General features: G+C 41.9%; 14 protein-coding genes. 4 read left to right on the top strand and 10 right to left on the bottom strand.

What is annotated here, in order from left to right; all coding sequences use genetic code 11:
• Positions 1-8: 8 nt before the first annotated feature.
• The 3 genes from rpoC to ndk all read left to right on the top strand — a co-directional run bounded on the left by rpoC (position 9) and on the right by ndk (position 4,451).
• A complete protein-coding gene (gene rpoC / locus HWX15_RS06730) occupies positions 9-3,686 on the top strand; it encodes a DNA-directed RNA polymerase subunit beta' (protein ID WP_000228746.1) in 3,678 nt (1,225 codons plus the stop codon).
• A gap of 86 nt (positions 3,687-3,772) precedes the next feature.
• Complete coding sequence (locus HWX15_RS09970) at positions 3,773-3,988, top strand: hypothetical protein (protein WP_254867353.1); 216 nt, start codon at positions 3,773-3,775, stop codon at positions 3,986-3,988.
• A gap of 49 nt (positions 3,989-4,037) precedes the next feature.
• On the top strand, positions 4,038-4,451 hold the full coding sequence (ndk, locus tag HWX15_RS06720) for a nucleoside-diphosphate kinase (protein ID WP_050074513.1): 414 nt from the start codon (positions 4,038-4,040) through the stop codon (positions 4,449-4,451).
• 247 nt (positions 4,452-4,698) lie between these two features.
• Here the strand turns inward: ndk and cbpJ are convergent, their stop codons facing one another.
• A complete protein-coding gene (cbpJ, locus tag HWX15_RS06715) occupies positions 4,699-5,682 on the bottom strand; it encodes a choline-binding protein CbpJ (protein ID WP_175880626.1) in 984 nt (327 codons plus the stop codon).
• 233 nt (positions 5,683-5,915) lie between these two features.
• Here cbpJ and HWX15_RS06710 point away from each other — a divergent pair, with 233 nt between their 5' ends.
• On the top strand, positions 5,916-6,779 hold the full coding sequence (locus HWX15_RS06710; RefSeq protein ID WP_175880625.1) for a helix-turn-helix domain-containing protein: 864 nt from the start codon (positions 5,916-5,918) through the stop codon (positions 6,777-6,779).
• A 197-nt stretch (positions 6,780-6,976) separates the two neighbouring features.
• On the opposite strand, the gene HWX15_RS06705 is transcribed toward HWX15_RS06710, so the two are convergent.
• From HWX15_RS06705 to HWX15_RS06665, 9 genes are all read right to left on the bottom strand, one after another.
• On the bottom strand, positions 6,977-9,685 hold the full coding sequence (locus tag HWX15_RS06705) for an FtsX-like permease family protein (protein WP_175880624.1): 2,709 nt from the start codon (positions 9,683-9,685) through the stop codon (positions 6,977-6,979).
• Position 9,686: 1 nt separating this feature from the next.
• Positions 9,687-10,388, bottom strand: coding sequence for an ABC transporter ATP-binding protein (locus HWX15_RS06700; RefSeq protein ID WP_101785849.1), 702 nt, complete (start codon positions 10,386-10,388; stop codon positions 9,687-9,689).
• A 130-nt stretch (positions 10,389-10,518) separates the two neighbouring features.
• Positions 10,519-12,930, bottom strand: a complete 2,412-nt coding sequence (locus tag HWX15_RS06695; RefSeq protein WP_175880623.1) for a glycoside hydrolase family 95 protein — start codon at positions 12,928-12,930, stop codon at positions 10,519-10,521.
• 52 nt (positions 12,931-12,982) lie between these two features.
• Positions 12,983-13,675 (bottom strand): phosphoglycerate mutase, encoded by a 693-nt coding sequence (locus HWX15_RS06690; protein WP_000240129.1) that lies wholly within the window; start codon positions 13,673-13,675, stop codon positions 12,983-12,985.
• Between the two features lie 145 nt (positions 13,676-13,820).
• The gene (gene ileS / locus HWX15_RS06685) at positions 13,821-16,613 is read right to left on the bottom strand and encodes an isoleucine--tRNA ligase (RefSeq protein ID WP_175880622.1); all 2,793 of its coding nucleotides are present in this window, start codon (positions 16,611-16,613) and stop codon (positions 13,821-13,823) included.
• A 252-nt stretch (positions 16,614-16,865) separates the two neighbouring features.
• On the bottom strand, positions 16,866-17,747 hold the full coding sequence (locus tag HWX15_RS06680) for a DivIVA domain-containing protein (protein ID WP_367948263.1): 882 nt from the start codon (positions 17,745-17,747) through the stop codon (positions 16,866-16,868).
• 8 nt (positions 17,748-17,755) lie between these two features.
• Entirely contained in the window at positions 17,756-18,541 is a 786-nt protein-coding gene (locus HWX15_RS06675) for a YlmH family RNA-binding protein (protein ID WP_050207847.1), read from the bottom strand.
• Positions 18,538-18,801, bottom strand: coding sequence for a YggT family protein (locus HWX15_RS06670; RefSeq protein WP_000576513.1), 264 nt, complete (start codon positions 18,799-18,801; stop codon positions 18,538-18,540). The genes HWX15_RS06675 and HWX15_RS06670 overlap by 4 nt, the downstream gene beginning before the upstream one ends.
• The gene (locus tag HWX15_RS06665; protein ID WP_175880621.1) at positions 18,801-19,340 is read right to left on the bottom strand and encodes a cell division protein SepF; all 540 of its coding nucleotides are present in this window, start codon (positions 19,338-19,340) and stop codon (positions 18,801-18,803) included. Before HWX15_RS06665 ends, HWX15_RS06670 begins: the two co-directional genes overlap by 1 nt.
• Between the last annotated feature and the right edge of the window lie 4 nt (positions 19,341-19,344).

Here is a 19,344-nt window from a genome sequence, read left to right as displayed (position 1 = left end):
AAGAAATAGTGGTTGATGTAAATCGTTTTAAAAGTATGCAAATCACCCTAGCTTCTCCAAGTAAAGTCCGTTCGTGGTCTTATGGAGAAGTCAAAAAACCTGAAACAATCAATTACCGTACCTTGAAACCAGAACGTGAAGGTCTCTTTGATGAAGTGATTTTTGGACCTACAAAAGACTGGGAATGTGCTTGTGGTAAGTACAAACGCATTCGTTATAGAGGGATTGTTTGTGACCGTTGTGGGGTTGAAGTAACGCGTACAAAAGTTCGTCGTGAGCGTATGGGACATATTGAGTTGAAAGCTCCTGTATCTCACATCTGGTACTTCAAGGGAATTCCAAGCCGTATGGGCTTGACCCTTGATATGAGCCCTCGTGCTCTCGAGGAAGTTATCTACTTTGCGGCTTATGTGGTGATTGATCCCAAGGATACACCACTTGAGCACAAGTCTATCATGACAGAGCGCGAATACCGTGAGCGCTTGCGTGAATATGGTTATGGATCATTCGTTGCCAAGATGGGTGCCGAAGCTATCCAAGACCTTTTGAAACAAGTAGATCTTGAAAAAGAAATTGCTGAACTCAAAGAAGAGTTGAAAACAGCTACTGGACAAAAACGTGTCAAAGCCATCCGTCGTTTGGATGTTTTGGATGCCTTTTACAAGTCTGGAAACAAACCTGAATGGATGATTCTCAACATCCTTCCGGTTATTCCACCAGATCTTCGTCCAATGTTGCAGTTAGATGGTGGCCGTTTTGCCTCATCTGACTTGAACGACCTTTACCGCCGTGTTATCAACCGTAACAACCGTTTGGCTCGTTTGCTTGAGTTGAATGCACCAGGTATCATCGTTCAAAATGAGAAGCGTATGCTTCAAGAAGCGGTTGACGCTTTGATTGACAATGGTCGTCGTGGTCGTCCAATCACAGGACCAGGTAGCCGTCCACTGAAATCATTGAGCCACATGCTTAAAGGGAAACAAGGACGCTTCCGTCAAAACTTGCTCGGTAAACGTGTTGACTTCTCAGGACGTTCCGTTATCGCTGTTGGTCCAACTCTTAAAATGTACCAATGTGGTGTGCCACGTGAAATGGCGATCGAGCTCTTTAAACCATTTGTCATGCGTGAAATCGTTGCCCGTGATATCGTGCAAAACGTTAAAGCAGCTAAACGCTTGGTGGAACGCGGAGATGAGCGTATCTGGGATATCCTTGAAGAAGTAATCAAAGAACACCCAGTACTTTTGAACCGCGCACCGACCCTTCACCGTTTGGGGATCCAAGCCTTTGAGCCAGTCTTGATTGATGGTAAGGCCCTTCGCTTGCACCCGCTTGTCTGTGAAGCCTACAATGCCGACTTTGACGGGGACCAAATGGCCATCCACGTACCGCTTTCAGAAGAAGCTCAAGCAGAAGCTCGTATCTTGATGCTCGCTGCTGAGCACATCTTGAACCCGAAAGATGGTAAACCAGTTGTTACACCATCTCAGGACATGGTTTTGGGTAACTACTACTTGACCATGGAAGAAGCTGGTCGTGAAGGTGAAGGAATGGTCTTCAAAGACCGTGACGAAGCGGTTATGGCTTACCGTAATGGTTATGTTCACCTCCACTCACGTGTTGGTATTGCAACTGACAGCCTCAACAAGCCTTGGACAGAAGAGCAAAAACACAAGGTCTTGCTTACAACAGTTGGTAAAATCCTCTTCAACGACATCATGCCAGAGGGTCTACCATACTTGCAAGAACCAAACAATGCCAACTTGACAGAAGGCGTTCCAGCTAAATACTTCTTGCCACTTGGTGGAGATATCAAGGAAGCTATCAGCAATCTTGAACTTAACCCTCCATTCAAGAAGAAAAACCTTGGAAATATCATCGCTGAAATCTTCAAACGTTTCCGTACGACAGAAACTTCTGCCCTACTTGACCGCATGAAGAACCTCGGTTACCACCATTCAACTCTTGCAGGATTGACAGTGGGTATTGCCGATATCCCAGTCGTTGATGACAAGGCTGAAATCATTGAAGAATCACACAAACGTGTAGAACAAATCACAAAACAATTCCGTCGTGGTATGATCACAGACGACGAGCGTTACAATGCCGTTACAGCTGAATGGCGTGCTGCCCGTGAAAAACTAGAGAAACGTTTGATTGCCAACCAAGATCCTAAGAACCCAATCGTTATGATGATGGACTCTGGAGCCCGTGGTAACATCTCAAACTTCTCACAGCTTGCCGGGATGCGTGGTCTGATGGCTGCTCCGAACGGACGTATCATGGAATTGCCAATCCTTTCAAACTTCCGGGAAGGTTTGTCAGTACTCGAAATGTTCTTCTCAACTCACGGTGCGCGTAAAGGTATGACCGATACGGCCCTTAAGACAGCCGACTCAGGTTACTTGACTCGTCGTTTGGTTGACGTTGCCCAAGACGTTATCATCCGTGAGGACGACTGTGGAACTGACCGTGGTCTCTTGATCCGTTCTATCGCAGAAGGAAAAGAGATGATCGAGTCTCTAGAAGAACGTCTCAATGGTCGTTACACTAAGAAAACTGTTAAACATCCAGAAACTGGTGCAGTTATTATCGGTCCAAATGAGTTGATTACAGAAGACAAGGCGCGTGAAATTGTCAACGCTGGTGTGGAAGAAGTAACTATCCGCTCTGTATTTACATGTAACACTCGTCATGGTGTCTGCCGTCACTGTTATGGTATCAACTTGGCGACTGGTGATGCGGTTGAAGTTGGTGAAGCAGTAGGTACAATCGCTGCCCAATCTATCGGGGAACCTGGTACACAGCTTACAATGCGTACCTTCCACACGGGTGGGGTTGCCTCAAATACCGATATCACTCAGGGTCTTCCTCGTGTCCAAGAAATCTTTGAAGCTCGCAATCCTAAAGGGGAAGCGGTTATCACAGAGGTTAAAGGACAAGTTACAGCTATCGAAGAAGATGCATCAACTCGTACCAAGAAAGTCTTTGTTAAGGGTGAAACTGGCGAAGGTGAATATGTCGTTCCATTTACAGCTCGTATGCGTGTAGAAGTTGGAGACCAAGTAGCGCGTGGTGCTGCTCTGACAGAAGGTTCTATCCAACCAAAACGTCTCCTTGCAGTTCGCGATGTCTTGTCAGTTGAAACTTACCTTCTCGGTGAAGTACAAAAAGTTTACCGTAGCCAAGGGGTAGAAATCGGTGACAAACACATCGAGGTAATGGTTCGTCAAATGATCCGTAAAGTCCGTGTCATGGATCCAGGAGATACAGACCTTCTCATGGGTACCCTTATGGATATCAATGACTTTACAGATGCCAACAAAGATGTCCTTATCGCAGGTGGAGTTCCAGCGACAGGTCGCCCAGTTCTTATGGGAATTACCAAAGCCTCGCTTGAAACCAACAGTTTCTTGTCAGCGGCTTCCTTCCAGGAAACAACTCGTGTCCTTACAGATGCAGCTATCCGTGGTAAGAAAGACCATCTCCTTGGACTTAAAGAAAATGTTATCATCGGTAAGATCATCCCAGCAGGTACTGGTATGGCCCGTTACCGTAACCTTGAACCACATGCTATCAACGAAGAAGAATACCTTAATCCTCCAGTAGAGGAAGAAGGAAATGAAGAAACAACAGAAGTAGTTGTGGATACTGCCGTTGAAACTGTGGAAGAAACAGTAGAATAAGAGAGAATGAGAGAGCCTTCGGGTTCTCTTTCTCTTTTCTGAAAACTTTCTCCATTTTTCCATGAAATGTGGTAAAATAATACTCAATGAAAATCAAAGAGCAAACTAGGAAACTAGCCGCAGGTCGCTCAAAGCACTGCTTTGAGGTTGTAGATAGAACTGACGAAGTCAGCTCAAAACACTGTTTTGAGGTTGTGGATAGAACTGACGAAGTCAGCTCAAAGCACTGCTTTGAGGTTGTAGATAAGACTGACGAAGTCAGTAACATATACCTACGGCAAGGCGACGTTGACGTGGTTTGAAGAGATTTTCGAAGAGTATAAAAGAAAGAAGCTGATAAAGGAGACAGGTATGGAACAAACATTTTTTATCATTAAACCAGATGGTGTAAAAAGAGGACTAGTGGGTGAAGTGTTGAAACGCATCGAACAACGTGGATTGACAATCGAAAAATTGGAGTTGCGTTCACAGGTTTCAGAAGAGTTGATTGATCAGCACTATCATAACTTGGTTGGTCAAAGTTTTTACCCACCGATTCGTGAATTTATGACTTCAGGCCCAGTCCTTGTGGGTGTCATTTCAGGTCCCAAAGTAATCGAAACTTGGCGGACCATGATGGGGGCAACTCGTCCAGAAGAAGCTTTACCAGGAACGATTCGAGGTGATTTTGCAAAAGCTGCTGGAGAAAATGAGGTTATCCAAAATGTTGTACATGGTTCAGATTCAGAAGAGTCAGCTAAGCGAGAAATTGCTCTTTGGTTTTAAGAGTGGATTGGCTCAATCAATTGGTTAAAAGCTCATTTGAATAGAAAGTATAGTCACATAAAAAAGAAAGGACTAACTTCGTCCTTTCTCATTCTTAGCTTTTCTTCAATCTACTACAGTAGATAAACATACTGAATAGCTACTGTCTTGACTCATTTAATTCTTAAAAATTGATAGAGTTGACAAATGGTAGAAAAAAGCCCTTTTTACTAAGTTAAGTATCAACTACAGTTACGATTAGCATTCGTTACTTAACCCACTCACCATTATAGTTTACGTAGTAACCATCTACTGTGGTATTAACAGCTAGAGCACCTGAACCATACGCATAGTACCATTTACCATTGACTTGGAACCAGCCTGTTTTCATATCTCCATTACTTGCATTTAGATAGTACCAAGTTGAGCCTTCCTGATACCAGCCAGTTGCCATTGCTCCTGATGAACGGAGGTAGTACCACTTGTTACCAAGGTTTTGCCAACCTGTTTTCATATCGCCATTTGGCTGGTCTAAATAATACCAAGTGGTACCTTCCTGATACCAGCCAGTTGCCATTGCTCCTGATGAACGGAGGTAGTACCACTTATTGCCAATTTGCTTCCAACCAGTTTGCATGATACCAGTTTCTGAATCTAGATAGTACCAAGCTGAACCATCATTTATCCAACCTACACGTCTTTCACCACCAAGATTCTTATTCCCAGAATTTCCTGTTTTTGCTAGGTAATACCAGTTAGATTGATCATAAAGCCAACCTGTCTTTAAATAATGATCTTGATCAAAGTAGTAGTATGCTAATTTAAGAACTTCGGGACCTTCCCAGCCTTCACCATGTTTTTTCCCAACGGTTAAGGAATATTTTAGCTCTAATTCTTGCCAACCAACAAACTCTTGTAGCACTCCATTTTCGTCAAAGTAGTACCATTCTGGCATTGGGGAACCTTCTAATCTGATACCATTAGGGTAAGGACCAATTGTATATCCTTTAACTGGCATTGGAATGTACTGCCAACCAACAACCATTTCGCCATTATAATCAAAATAATAGGTCTTCCCATCAATCACTCGCCAGTCCGTTTCTTTGAGGTCCCCCTTTTTGTAATAGGTTCTACCGTTTTCTTGGACAAACTGCCATCCTTCAGAGTTATCTGCAAATACTGTATTCGTAGCTAGCAAACCAAAGAAAATTACTGTTAGTCCAGCTTGCATAGTTTTTTTCAAAAGTTTCATTTATGTATACCTCCAATATTTTTAATTCCACGATTTCTCCTCATCTTATATTATGAACCTCCTTTCTTTCTGCTTAATTCTAACACACATATGAAAATCAGTCAAGTATTTATGTCTATTTTGACTTTTTTTCCAGTTTATTACCATAAGGAATTATTTATTTCTTTAACTTGCTATTTTGAACTAAAAATTTTATAATGAAATTAAGCAAATAGGAAGGTTTATTATCTTTAATGAATACACTCGCAGAGAAATTCAGATTGAAAAGAAAAGAGTTGAGACTCTCCCAACAAACTCTTGCAGAAGGAATTTGTGAACAAAGCCAGATTAGTAAAATTGAGAGAGGGCATTTCATTCCCTCCGCAGACCTTTTGTTCAAACTCTCACAACGACTCGAAGTGCCATTAGATTATTTTTTTAATGAACAAATTGAAATTAAATCTAACCTCTCTAATTTCAAGCAATTATCTGCTCGACTATTAGATGACAGAAATTATGACAATTTGGAATATATTTATAGAATAGAGATTGAACGAAGTACTTTTCTAACACTAGAAGACCGAACTTACCTTGAATGGATTAAAGCTATTATTGACTTCTATCAATATGACAGTAAGTGTGAGGCTATTTCTTCATTGGAAAATATATTATTAAAAGTCTCCTCAAATACTCTGATTTATTTAAAGGCATTGAATACTCTATCTAATTTCTATTCCTTAGTGGGTCGTGAACAAGAATATGAGGCAAACTACTCTCATTTGATGGAGTTATATCAGACAAAAAATTTTGAGCATCAAGAGTTTTTATTTGGCTACATCAGAGTTCGTTACAACTACGCTCACTATCTAGTGTCAAAGGAAAAATATAACGAAGCCATCCAAGAAGCTCTTGAGACGATTGAACTCTGTAAACAAAAACAGACAAGCTACCAACTGGCTCCTCTACTTATTCTTGTAGGAAATGCTGGGGCCAAATTTCTAGACAAAGAACAAGTCAAAAATTATTATATAGAAGCAAGAGAGCTATGCAAGATTTATAACAATCCTTTAATGTTGATGAAGATAGAAAATTATTTGAAGGAATTAGATACTGTTTAGTTAATCTTGACATTATAGTTTTTCTGAAACGTTAAATAACCTGTAAGGCTGATAGTGAAATGAATACTATCAGCCTTATAATTATGTGACTATTAGTCCGTCTCGCTCCGCTAGGTGCGAGACAAAAAAACCACCTGCTATGCGGGTGGTCATGATTTACGAGTAAATTCAAGTTCGATCTGATAAAAACAACTAAATTACTCTACAGATTTCAGGGCTTCAAGCATATCAACCTTTCTCAGATGATGATTGACAAAGAAACCAAGCAAGGTCAAAATGATGCTTACTGCTGCCACCGGAATTACATAGACTTCCCAGCCTACCTGTGGATAAAAGAGAATGGTCGCAGGCGAAATCATTTGAATCAAAAATTGGTGTAAATAGAAACCAGCTACCAGACCAAGTACGATTCCCACAAGGGACAGCACAATCGTCTCACGGTAAATGTAGAGAGTGACTTCATTATTATGAAAACCGAGAACCTTGATAGTGGAGAGTTCACGGATTCTCTCAGCTACGTTGATATTGGTCAGATTGTAGAGGATAACAATAGCCAACAGAACCGATACGATGACCAAGATGGTCATGGTCTGATTGAGTGAACTTGCGACCGAGTCAAAGAGTCGAATGGCTGAAGCATTTTGGACAACGCTGGACACCGCAGATTGATTCATAAGCAAACCTGCCTGCCTTTCGATACTAGTTGCACTGGTATCCCTTAGCGAAACCAGATAAGTGTTGGCTTGGGGTAGCTGGCCGTAAATTTGCTCATAGCTAGCCTGACTCATATAAATAAAGTGACCAACGTAGTTCTCAGCAATGGCAGCGACCGTTAGCTCCCTCCCTTCAATTTCTAAAGTCTGTCCAACCTTAACACCTGCCAGCTGGGCGAGTTTAGCTGTAATAACGACGCCATCTTTTAATGTCAGCTCTTGCTGATGATGTTGCAGATGAATAAAGGGAGTCAAATCTTCCTTCTCTGTCATCATAAGGGTAATGGTTTGAAGACCAGCCTTACCTTTGAAATCCTTGTCTAGCGTTTTAGAATAGATTTTCTGGTAGTCTTGGATATCCTGCCCTTTCAACACTTCTTCTAGATTTGCCTTGTCCTGATTGGTCGCACTAGGATTTTCAGAAACAATCATCTGATACTGTTGGATTTGTTGAAACTGTCTAGACGGAACTCCTGCTACAGAGGATTGGATTCCCAAACCTGCAAAGAGCAGAGCTACAGAACCTGCCACACCAAAGATCGTCATCAACATCCGCTGCTTATAACGGAAGATATTACGAGCTGTTACCTTATGAGTAAAACTGAGACGACGCCAAATAAAACGGATGCGCTCCAGTAAGATTTTAGCTCCTTTGACAGGAGGTTTAGGCAGTAAAAGCTGGGCTGCTTCATCATGAAGTTCCCTACGAGCTACCAAGTAGGCTGGTAGAACACTAGCCAACCAACTCAAGACAAGAGCCAGTAAGCTATAGGTCCAATAGAACTGAATCTGGGTTTCTCCCACCACCATGTCTTTTGTAATAACACTTGAAATTACACTAGCTAGTAAATAATGGCCAAGTATGCTACCTAGAGCTGTTCCGACAGTCCCAGCTACTAGACCATAAAGGAGAAACTTGGCGATAATATCCTTGCTACGATAGCCCAAGGCCTTAAAAATCCCTGCATGAGTTCGCTCTTCATCCACAAAACGAGTCATAGTTGTGAAGGTCACCATGGCTGCTACGGCATAAAGCACTACAGGAAAGATATTGCCCACTGCCCGAATACTGGCTGAAGCATTACTGTACATGAGGTAGCCTTGACCGCCAGGCATGGTCTGACGATTATATACTTGATACCTTGGCTCCGCCAAATCATCCAAAACTTGCTGATGTTTTTCTAATTTTTCCTTTTCTTGGGCTAGATTTTGTTCAGCCTGCTTTAGTTTATCTTCTTCCTTGCTCAATTCCTGCTTGGCTTGGGTAAGTTGCGCACTGGCCTGCTCTCTCTGGGCTTGAGGAAGCAAGGCTAGTTGGCTTTCCTGAGCCTGTAAACGAGCTTGAGCAGCTGCTAAACGACGCTTGCCTTCCTGCAAATTAGTCTCAGCCTTGTCAAGGGTCTCTTGACCTTTGTCTAGAGACTCTTGTCCTTCTTTTCTCAAGAGTTGCAGACGTGCCTTGCCATTATCTGACAAAGCTTGTTCAAGGTCTTCCTGATGTTGCTTGGATTTTTCTTCATAAGCTGCTGAGAAAGCATTTAAACCTGCTAAATCTTGATATTTTAAGCGTGCTATATTGTAGACTTTCTGATCAAACTGACTAGGTAAAATCACCCCATAGGCTGTCAGAGTCCCGCTTCCACTTGCTGCGTAGCCCATATCTCGCTGGGAGAGGATTTCAGCCGAATCCACAAAACCAGTAATGGTATAAGTATGGTCTTTTAAAGAGGAATGACCCTCTTCTTTTTCTTTAAAACTAATCTCTTGTCCCACGCTGAATTGGCCTTGCAAATGAGTGGCCAAGGCGATTTCCTTGTCTGACTGAGGAAGTCGTCCCTCTCTTAGCTGAAAGGTTGAAATTCGCTCTGGTTTGGAGTACAGTCGAATGGCATCCTGCCCATTATCCATAGTCACATCTGTCAAATAGCCAAACTCAACCTCTGCGCCCTGAGTCTGTTCTAGTTCTTTTTGATCTGCTTGATCCAAACCATAATTAGACATAACTGCCAAATCCAAGGTTTGAGCAGTTGTTAAATAAGCATTAGCTGTCGCCTCCATGTTGGGGCTAGTCACTTTGAGGCCTACTAGGGCTAGAGACCCTAACATCATCAAGGTTAAGATGGATAAAAAACGCCCTTTGGAGCCTGTGAAGGACTGAATTAAGTCCTTCCAATAGGTTTTTCGCTTGATCATGCTAGTACTCCAAACTGTCGATATCCTGAGGATGCTGGTTGATCACCACATCCTTGACACTGGCATCGTGCATATGAATCACGCGATCAGCAATGGGCGCCAAAGCTCCATTGTGAGTCACGATGATCACCGTCGCTCCCTTTTGACGAGACATATCTTGGAGAATTTTCAAAACCTGCTTGCCTGTCTGATAATCCAAGGCTCCAGTCGGTTCATCACAAAGGAGAATTTTAGGATTTTTGGCTACCGCGCGTGCAATGGAGACTCGCTGTTGCTCCCCTCCAGAAAGCTGGGCTGGAAAATTATTGAGACGATGAGCCAGACCTACATCTGTCAAGACCTGTTCAGGATTCAAGGCATCTGTCACGATTTCTGAAGCCAACTCCACATTTTCCTTAGCGGTTAGATTGGAAACTAGATTATAAAACTGAAAAACAAAACCGACATCATTTCTACGGTAATTGGTTCTCTGGTGGGAACTATAGTCTGCAATATTAACACTATCAATCCAGATTTCCCCCTCGTCATTAGTATCCATTCCCCCAAGAAGGTTAAGAACCGTTGACTTGCCTGCACCAGATGCACCAAGGATAATCACTAGCTCCCCTTTTTCAATTTCAAAATTCACATCACGATTGGCCACAATCTCCGTGTCCCCAACCTGATAACGCTTGTAACAGTGTTTCATCTCAATATAAGCCATCAGACCCACCCTCTCTCAAACAAATTACTTCCTACTACCATTATAACGCTTTTTCAACTAGTTGGAAACTGCTTACATTCTCAAATCCTTATTAAAAGGCAGTTTCAAATTACTGCCTTCTAACATCTTCTTAAAAATAAAATTGAACCAGATCGCCTTCTGCTGTCGCTACTGAAATACAATCTTTCTCTATGCATTTCGCTTTTATTTTTTCTTGATTCACTTCAATCACACTCTTCTCAATATCTGGATAAGAAACTCGCAAATCTCCTCCACTCCTTGATAAAATGGTCAACTGTAAAAGTTTTTTATCCTCCCACCTCATGCTCACTTCAAAATGTCCACGTGCCACTAAGCCTGAAACATAACCTGTTGACCATGCATCGGGAAGGGCAGCTAGAGGTACCAGATAAGCTGCATGAGACTGGAGTAACATTTCTGCCATGCCACTAGTAGCACCAAAATTACCATCTATCTGAAAAGGAGGGTGACTACACCAAAGATTTAGCAAGGTGGATGTCTTTAACTGCTCTGCTAATAATTTATGGGCTCGATTGCCATCTCCTAGACGCGCCCAAAGATTGATCTTATTGGCCTTGGACCAGCCTGTGCCGCCATCTCCACGATCATTGAGGCTAGCACGCGCCGCTTCAAGATAGTCTTGTCCCTTATGACTAAAGAGATTTCCAGGATAGAGTCCCACCAGATGGGAAGCGTGCCGATGCTGGGCCTCCACTTTCTCATTTTGAAAATACTGCTCTTCCTCCTCATACCACTCCCTGATTCGACCAGATTGAGTGATTTGAAGAGGATTAAGCAAGTCAAACTTCTCCTTGATCTCAGTCAACAAAGCCTCATTCAGTCCCAATTCCTGAGCAGCCTGAATAAAATCATGAAATAACTGCCAAATCAGAGATTGGTCATAGGTATTGCCAATCGAAATCGGCCCATGTTCTGGAGAATAAGACGGAGAAGACACCCAACGCTGCGCCTGCTGATCCTTATGTAAAAAGGCATTCCAAAAACGCACCGTTTCCCTCAACATGGGATAAATTTTCTCCCTGAGATAGTCTTGGTCCCTGTAAAATGAATAGGCCTCATAAACAGTTTGCATCATCCACGCATTGGCAGCTGGTGACCAACCCCAATAGTAATCCCAACCAGGTGCTGTCCAACCAAAGGGAGTCGCTTGAGTATGGACCAACCAACCATTCTCCTCCCCTTCCTGAGAGACGATTCCTGCATACCTTGCAGCCGCTAGGCGACCATAGAGACGCAAATCATCTATATAGTTGATGACCGGAAAGGTCGTTTCTAAGAGGTTAGTCACATAGGCTGGCCAATAATTCATCTGCAGATTGATATTTAAGTGATAGTCCGAATTCCACGGAGGATTATCGACTGCATTCCAGACCCCTTGTAGGTTAGCTGGTAGCGCATCTGGGCAGTCTCTGGACGAACTAATCAATAAATACCGTCCATACTGGAAGAACAACTCCTCCAAAGCCTGCCCCGCTTGTGGCTTATAATTTTTTAACAAATCATCTGCAGTGGATGTGTCTACATCAGCTCCCAAATCCAATTGAACACGCTGGAATAATGCTTGGTAGTCCTCAATATGCCTTGATTTCAATTGGGCATAGCCCTTTTCTTTAGCTGTGTCCACCAAGTCCTTTACTTGCTGCTCTAAATCTAGTTTATTGCGATAATTACTAGCAGGATTTTGGGCAAAATCTGTCTTAGCCGCCAAGAAGAGATTGGCATAACTGGCTCCTGATATCTGAACCTTATCTGACCTGACTATAATGTCTCCATCCGTTTCCCAAGCTAGATAACTAGCAAACCGCAGATCATTATCCTTAACCCGTCCCTTCATCAAGATATAAGAATCAGTAATATCCAGCTGGCACTCCTTGTAATCAGATTTTTCCTGCTCATACTTTCCATCAGAAGCCAAATCACGACTTAGCGACAGTTCTATAGTAAAATCTAGAGTTTCCGCCCCTTCCTTAGTAAAACTCTGAACCAAGAGATCATCTGGAAAACTCGCAAAAGCTTCACGTTCAAATTTCGTTCCCTTATAGACATAAGAAGTGGTCGCAAGTGCCTTACTAATATTCAGCTGTCTCTGGTAATCCGTCACCTGAGACAAAGTCTTGCCTTGCTGGCTGAACTCAATAAAAATATCTCCAAAGGACAGATAGGTCCCATATTGACTCGTTTGGGGCCCGACCAGGTGCTCTTCAGCCAGTTCCTTAGCCCGATTGTAATCTCTCTTCTCCAAAGCCTGGCGAATCTCAGCTAAAAAACCATACTGATCCTGAAGATTTCCACCTTGATAATCTGAACTATCAGGAAGTGGACCTCCAGACCAGAGACTTTTTTCATTGAATTGAATCCGCTCAGCTCCTATAAGGCCAAATACTTTTGCCCCTAAAGAACCATTGCCTATTGGTAAGGCCTCTTCTTCCCAGCCCTTGTAAGTTGTTGACGCTGGTTGCTTGTAGGCCAATACATAATCTTGTTTTTTATTCCTCATCATACTACCATACTAACATAAAAAGCCTAGAAATCAATTCTAGACTTACAATTTTTTATTTTCCAAGGTAGTATTCAGAAACTACGTTCAATTTTTCGTCAAATTCGAATACCAATGGTGGGAAGTTAGGGATTTCCACGTCCATGATTTCGTCATCTGACAAACCTTTGATGTGTTTTACAAGAGCACGGATTGAGTTACCGTGAGCTCCTACGAATACGTTTTTACCATCTTTAAGAGCTGGAGCAATTTTATCTTCCCAGAATGGAAGGGCACGTTCCAAAGTCACTTTCAAGTTTTCAGCATCTGGGATTACTGAGTCGTCAAGTGAAGCATAACGACGGTCTGTGTGAGCTGAGTGCTCATCATCACGGTCCATGTTTGGAGGCAATACATCGTATGAACGACGCCAGATGTGAACTTGCTCATCACCAAATTGTTCAGCAGCTTCAGCTTTGTTTTTACCAGTCAAACCACCGTAGTGACGTTCGTTCAAGCGCCATGATTTTTCAACTGGAACCCACAATTGGTCAGAAGCTTCAAGAGCCAAGTTAGTTGTTTTAATCGCACGTTTCAATACTGAAGTGTAAGCTTGGTCAAATTCGATACCAGCTTCTTTGATCAATTTACCAGCGTCAATCGCTTGTTGTGTACCTTTTTCAGACAAATCAACATCAGCCCAACCAGTGAAAAGGTTAGCTTTGTTCCATTCAGACTCACCGTGGCGAGCAAAAACCAATTTTACCATTAGATGGATTCTCCTTTAAATTTTCCGAGGTTTCCCCTCGTTTATCTATTCTATTTTACACAATTTTTCACAAAAAAGCTAGTCAAAACCAAAAAGGAAAGGACTGTTTGACAATCCTTTTCCTTGTTCACATTATAAAATAACCTTATTTCTCTTCAAATCCTTCTGCGACTGCGTCTGCAAAGTTTTCTTCTACGATACTTGCACAGTGGTCACAGATGACTGCCTGGTAGCTACGTTCTGCTGTTGTTGGGTCGATACGACGGCAACGGTCACATACTTGGCCTGCAGCGCGTTCTACTGTGAAGGCTACATCTTCGAAGCTAACAGCAGTTTCTGGAGCTGGTCCCTCTGCGATAGTCAAGTCTGACACGATCAAAAGTTGAGCCACATTGCTGTTCACTGCTTCGAGTAGAGTTTTCACAACTTCGTTTGGATAAACTGTCAAGTGTGCTTCAAGCGATTTACCGATAACTTTGGCATTACGCGCTTCTTCCAAGGCTTTTTGAGCTTGTCCACGGAAGTCCATGAAGGAAGCCCATGTATCCAAGATTTCTTCTTGATTAGCAAAAGTTTGAGCCTCTGGTAATTCTGACAATTGAACGAAGTCTTCAGCTTCAAACTCAAGATATGACCAGATTTCTTCCGCAGTGTGAGGAAGGATTGGTGTCAAGAGTTTGGTGATTTTGACAAGAATGTCATAGAAAACAGTTTGCATTTGACGGCGTTCCAATGATTTAGCACCTTCGATGTAAACAACATCTTTGGCAAAATCAAGGTAGAAGGCTGACAAGTCAACGTTGATAAAGTTCACCAATGCCTTATAGATTGTCAAGAATTCAAAGTTTGCATAAGCATCACGAATGGTCTTGACAAGCTGGTTAAAGCGAATCGTCATATACTTATCAACTGAACGAAGCTCATCGTAAGCTACTGCATCCTCAGCTGGGTTAAAGTCAGATGTATTAGCAATCAAGAAACGAAGAGTGTTACGGATTTTACGGTAAGATTCCGATACTTGGCTAAGGATATCCATTGAGATACGAACGTCATTGCTAGTATCTACACTTGTTACCCAAAGACGAAGAATTTCAGCGCCAAATTGTTTCTCAACATCGCTAGGCAAAATAGTATTTCCAAGAGATTTGGACATCTTTTCATCCTTACCATCAAGCGTAAAACCTTGAGACAAGATTTGTTTGTAAGGTGCTACGCCATGGTTGGCAACAGATGTAATGAGTGATGAGTTGAACCAACCACGGTATTGGTCAGAACCTTCAAGGTAAAGGTCAGCTGGATAAGTCAGATTTGGACGATTTACCAAAACACCATTCCATGATGAACCTGAGTCAAACCATACATCCATAATATCTGTTTCTTTCTTGAACTCCCCATTTGGAGAACCTGGATGTGTAAATCCTTCTGGCAAGAGGTCTTTGGCATCACGTTCCCACCAAATGCTTGAACCATGTACTTCAAAGAGTTGAGCCACATGTTCAATAGTCTCAGCTGTCATGATAGCTGTACCGTCTTCTGCATAGAAGATTGGAAGTGGAACACCCCAAGCACGTTGACGAGAGATAACCCAGTCACCACGGTCACGAATCATATTATATAGACGTACTTTACCCCATTCTGTATGGAATTTAACTTTATCAATAGCATCCAAGATTTCTTGGCGGAATTTTGAAACAGAGGCAAACCATTGTGGTACTGCACGCCAGATGATTGGTTTCTTAGTACGCCAGTCAAATGGGTATGAGTGAGAGATTTCTTCTTGAGCAAGAAGGAGGTTACCAAGTTTTTCAATAACAGTTGGAACTACCTTTTCATAGAATCGACCTTCAAACTCAGGACCAGCATTCTTCATCATGATACCACGTTCGTCAACAGTCACTGCGACTTCAAGACCATTAGCAATACCAACATTGTAGTCGTCCTCACCAAAACCAGGGGCTGTATGGACAATACCAGTACCAGAGTCAGTTGTAACGTGGTCACCAAGAATAACCAACTCATCTACAGCTGTATCCCATGGGTGTTCTGTTACGATGTGGTTGAGTTCTTGACCACGGTAAGTTGCCAACACTTGAACATCAACCCAGCCAAATTTCTCAGACAAGCTAGTCAATAATTCTGCAGCAACTACAAACTTGCGATCTTCACCAGCAGGTTGAACCAAAACGTAATCAATATCTGCACCAACAGTCAAACCACGAGAAGCTGTGATGGTAAATGGAGTTGTTGTCCAGACTACGATATAAGTATCTGTATCTAGAACACCTTTGCCATCTTTTACCTTGTTGGCATAGTAAAGGGAAGTCGAAACCAAATCATGGTATTCAATTTCTGCTTCGGCAAGGGCTGACTCAGATGACCATGACCAGTAAACTGGTTTTGCACCACGGTAGATATAGCCTTTATTAGCCATCTCACCAAAGACACGGATTTGGGCTGCTTCATAGTCTGGAGTTAAAGTCACATATAAATTTTCCCAGTCACCTGACATCCCCAAGCGCTTGAAATCATCACGTTGTTTATAAACTTGAGAAAGAGCATATTCACGGCAAAGTTTCAAGTACTCAACCAAGTCCATTTCTTTACGTTTGACACCTTGTTTTGCCAAAACTTGCTCGATTGGCAGACCATGAGTATCCCAACCCGGGATATAAGGTGCGTTAAAACCTGACATTGATTTTGAACGAACAATGATATCTTTTGAGATATGATTCATGGCATGTCCAACGTGGATATTTCCGTTCGCGTATGGAGGGCCATCATGCAAGGTGAAATGAGGTTTTCCTTGGTTCAATTCTTGACGACGTTGGTAAAGTTTTGCATCTTCCCATTCCTTTTGCCAAACTGGCTCTTTGGTAGGAAGGCCTGCACGCATTGGGAAAGCTGTTTTCCCAAGATTAAGGGTATCTTTGAGTTTCATGGTATCTCCTTTATAAATAATAACAAATTAAAAACCACGACTTCCAAAAAGGACGAAAATCGTGGTACCACCTTTATTCGGAAAAAGATCTGGTCTTTCTCCCTCTTATCCCGTAACGTGGGGAACGTCAAATCTTACTCCATTCAGACTTGATTGTTTGAGAGGATAATCTTATCGTTAGGGAATGCAGGACTCACACCATCTCCTGCTCGCTGGAAATATAAGGATAAGATATTGTTCTCAGAATATTTCTTATAAAATTGTAACGGATTCTTGCGGTGCTTCAAATCCTGGTGCTGAATCAAACGTTTCTGTAGCTGGTGTTGGAGCCGAAGGATGTACTGGAGCTACTTCTGGTTCTTCGTACATTGGACCAACTGGATGAGCAGGCTCTTCTTCCATTTGAGGACTCACTACAGGAGTTGGATTTTCCACTTCCTGTTTAGCCTGAGCTTCAAATTCAGCCAATTCTTTATTGGCTGCCTCAATACGAGCTTGTAACTCTGCCATTTCTGCTTGAGAGAACTGACGTGTCATATCAATTGGTTCTTCCTCAATTGAAGCTGGAATCGGTTCTCCAAGTACTTCGCTAACCACTTCTTTAAAGGCTTCATCACTGGTTTGAAGATAAGTAGCTGTTGGACGGAGAATATCTTCCCAATCTGAAGATTCAACAATAGCTAACTGGCTCTCAATTGTAGATTTGAGACGTTGGTGGAAGACACGGCTCTTGTTCTTCAATTCTTCGGTTTCAACAGCAACTTTCTTAGCATTGTCTGTTGCTTGACGAAGAATCTCGTTTGCCTTATATTTAGCTTCTTCCAACAAGCGTTGCGCATCCTGCTCTGCTTGGTGAATAATATTGTTTGAACGTTCATGCGCCGCCTGTTTCACTCGCTCAGCTGTATCTTGGGCAATCAATACAGACTGGCTCAATGAATCTTTCATTTCGTCAAAGTAAGACAAACGCTCTTCTAAACTCTTAATACGCAAATCTTTATCATGATTCGCACGCACAAGATCTTCGTAATCACGAACCACAATATCTAAAAATTCATCGACTTCTTCTGGATCAAAACCTCTGAATCGAGTTCCAAAGGTCTTGTCCTTTATTTCTAATGATGTAATTGGCATTCTATTCCTCACTTACTTAATAATAACTGGACGGTTATTTTTTTCTTCTCTTTTTTTGTTTGTCCCTTATCTTGAAGCAATCTCAAGCGCCCAAATTTTCTCACACTAATCAAGTCTCCAACTTGAACAATATAATCTGATTTGTCTACCACATGATAATTTACTTGGACAAGTTTCTTTTCAATCAACTGGTTTGCTTGATTCCTAGATAGTTTTAAAACATTTGATAAAAGAACATCTAATCGAAAACTAGACACAGATAAATCCAGCTCTCGGTACTGCTCTAGCTTATCTATTTTCTCGGTGAAAGGACGTTCCTCCAGCGAAACGGGTATACGGCCAATTTTCTTTAATCCATCTTGAAAGAGAAGAAGAAATTGCTGATTGACCATAATCTGCGCCCGTTCTTCATCTACTAGGATATCTCCAAAAAGTTTCCGTTCAATCCCTAATTGATTGATGACTGTCCCTAAAATCTTAGCATGCGTTAAGTGTTCAAATTTATTGGAATACACAATTTCTTGGAGAGATATTTCAAAATCTGAAAACTCTGGCTGGAAATAATCTGGGTATAATAAAACTCGAACATACTCACTCGAGACGAATTCCCCACTACTGCTACAAGCAAGACCATAAGTTTTGGCCAAAATCTTTAATAGCTTCTCCTGATGAGGATTGATAAAAGGAGTTAAAAAAGGAGCATAGCTATCTTCTACCTTCTTTATCCATTCCATTCCCTTGTCAAGAAATGGACGATCTTCTATGGAGAAATGCTGATAAATCCCTTTATTCATCCTATCATCGCCAGAAAACGCACTAGGTTTTCTCCTAAAAATCGAACCAAAACAATCGCGACCCAAACAGATAAATCAAGACCCGCTATCTGTAAAGGCAGACGTTGCAAGGGAGCAAGCACTGGTTTTACCAATGCTACAATCCAACGACCTAAACTTGATTCGTAGGCACCTGGAAACCAAGACATGACAGCGAAGGCTACCAAAATCAGGGAGTAAATATCCACTGCATTATAAATCATACGAATTAAAAAAATCATTATCGTAGTCTATTTCGCTTCATATCAAAGCCAAACTCACCATTTTGTTCTTCATCTGGTAAACGAATATCTTCTACATTCACAATGACATTCACTGGTGTTAACAAATACATGGTAGATGCTACCTTTTTCAGATTACCAGCTAAAACATGACAAGCTCCATCCAAATAGTCCAAACAACGACGGGCCTGCACTTCTGTCATATATTGAAAATCAATCAAAATACTTTCGTTTCCTGTCAATAAATCAACAATTTCTGTTGCATCTTCATATTTTCTAGGATAACGAACATCTATAATTACCTTCTCCGTTGCACGCTGGCTCTGGTTTGCCAATTCCTGTTGTCGTGCATGCAGTCTGGTGATATTGCTATCTTTTGCACCAGCAGACTGTGAAGGTTGATTCATTGGGAGAGCCGTTTCCTGTGAAGAATTTACTGGAGTAAACACAGGTTCATTTCCTTTTTCATAAGGAATCGTTGAATCCTCATCCTCCGTAAAATAATCTATAAATCTATCGAATCTATCTTTTAAAGACATGGTC

Source organism: Streptococcus thalassemiae (assembly GCF_903645285.1).
GTDB lineage: Bacteria > Bacillota > Bacilli > Lactobacillales > Streptococcaceae > Streptococcus > Streptococcus thalassemiae.
The sequence above is the reverse complement of the archived record's forward strand: the minus strand, read 5'-3'. Positions and strand labels throughout refer to the sequence as shown.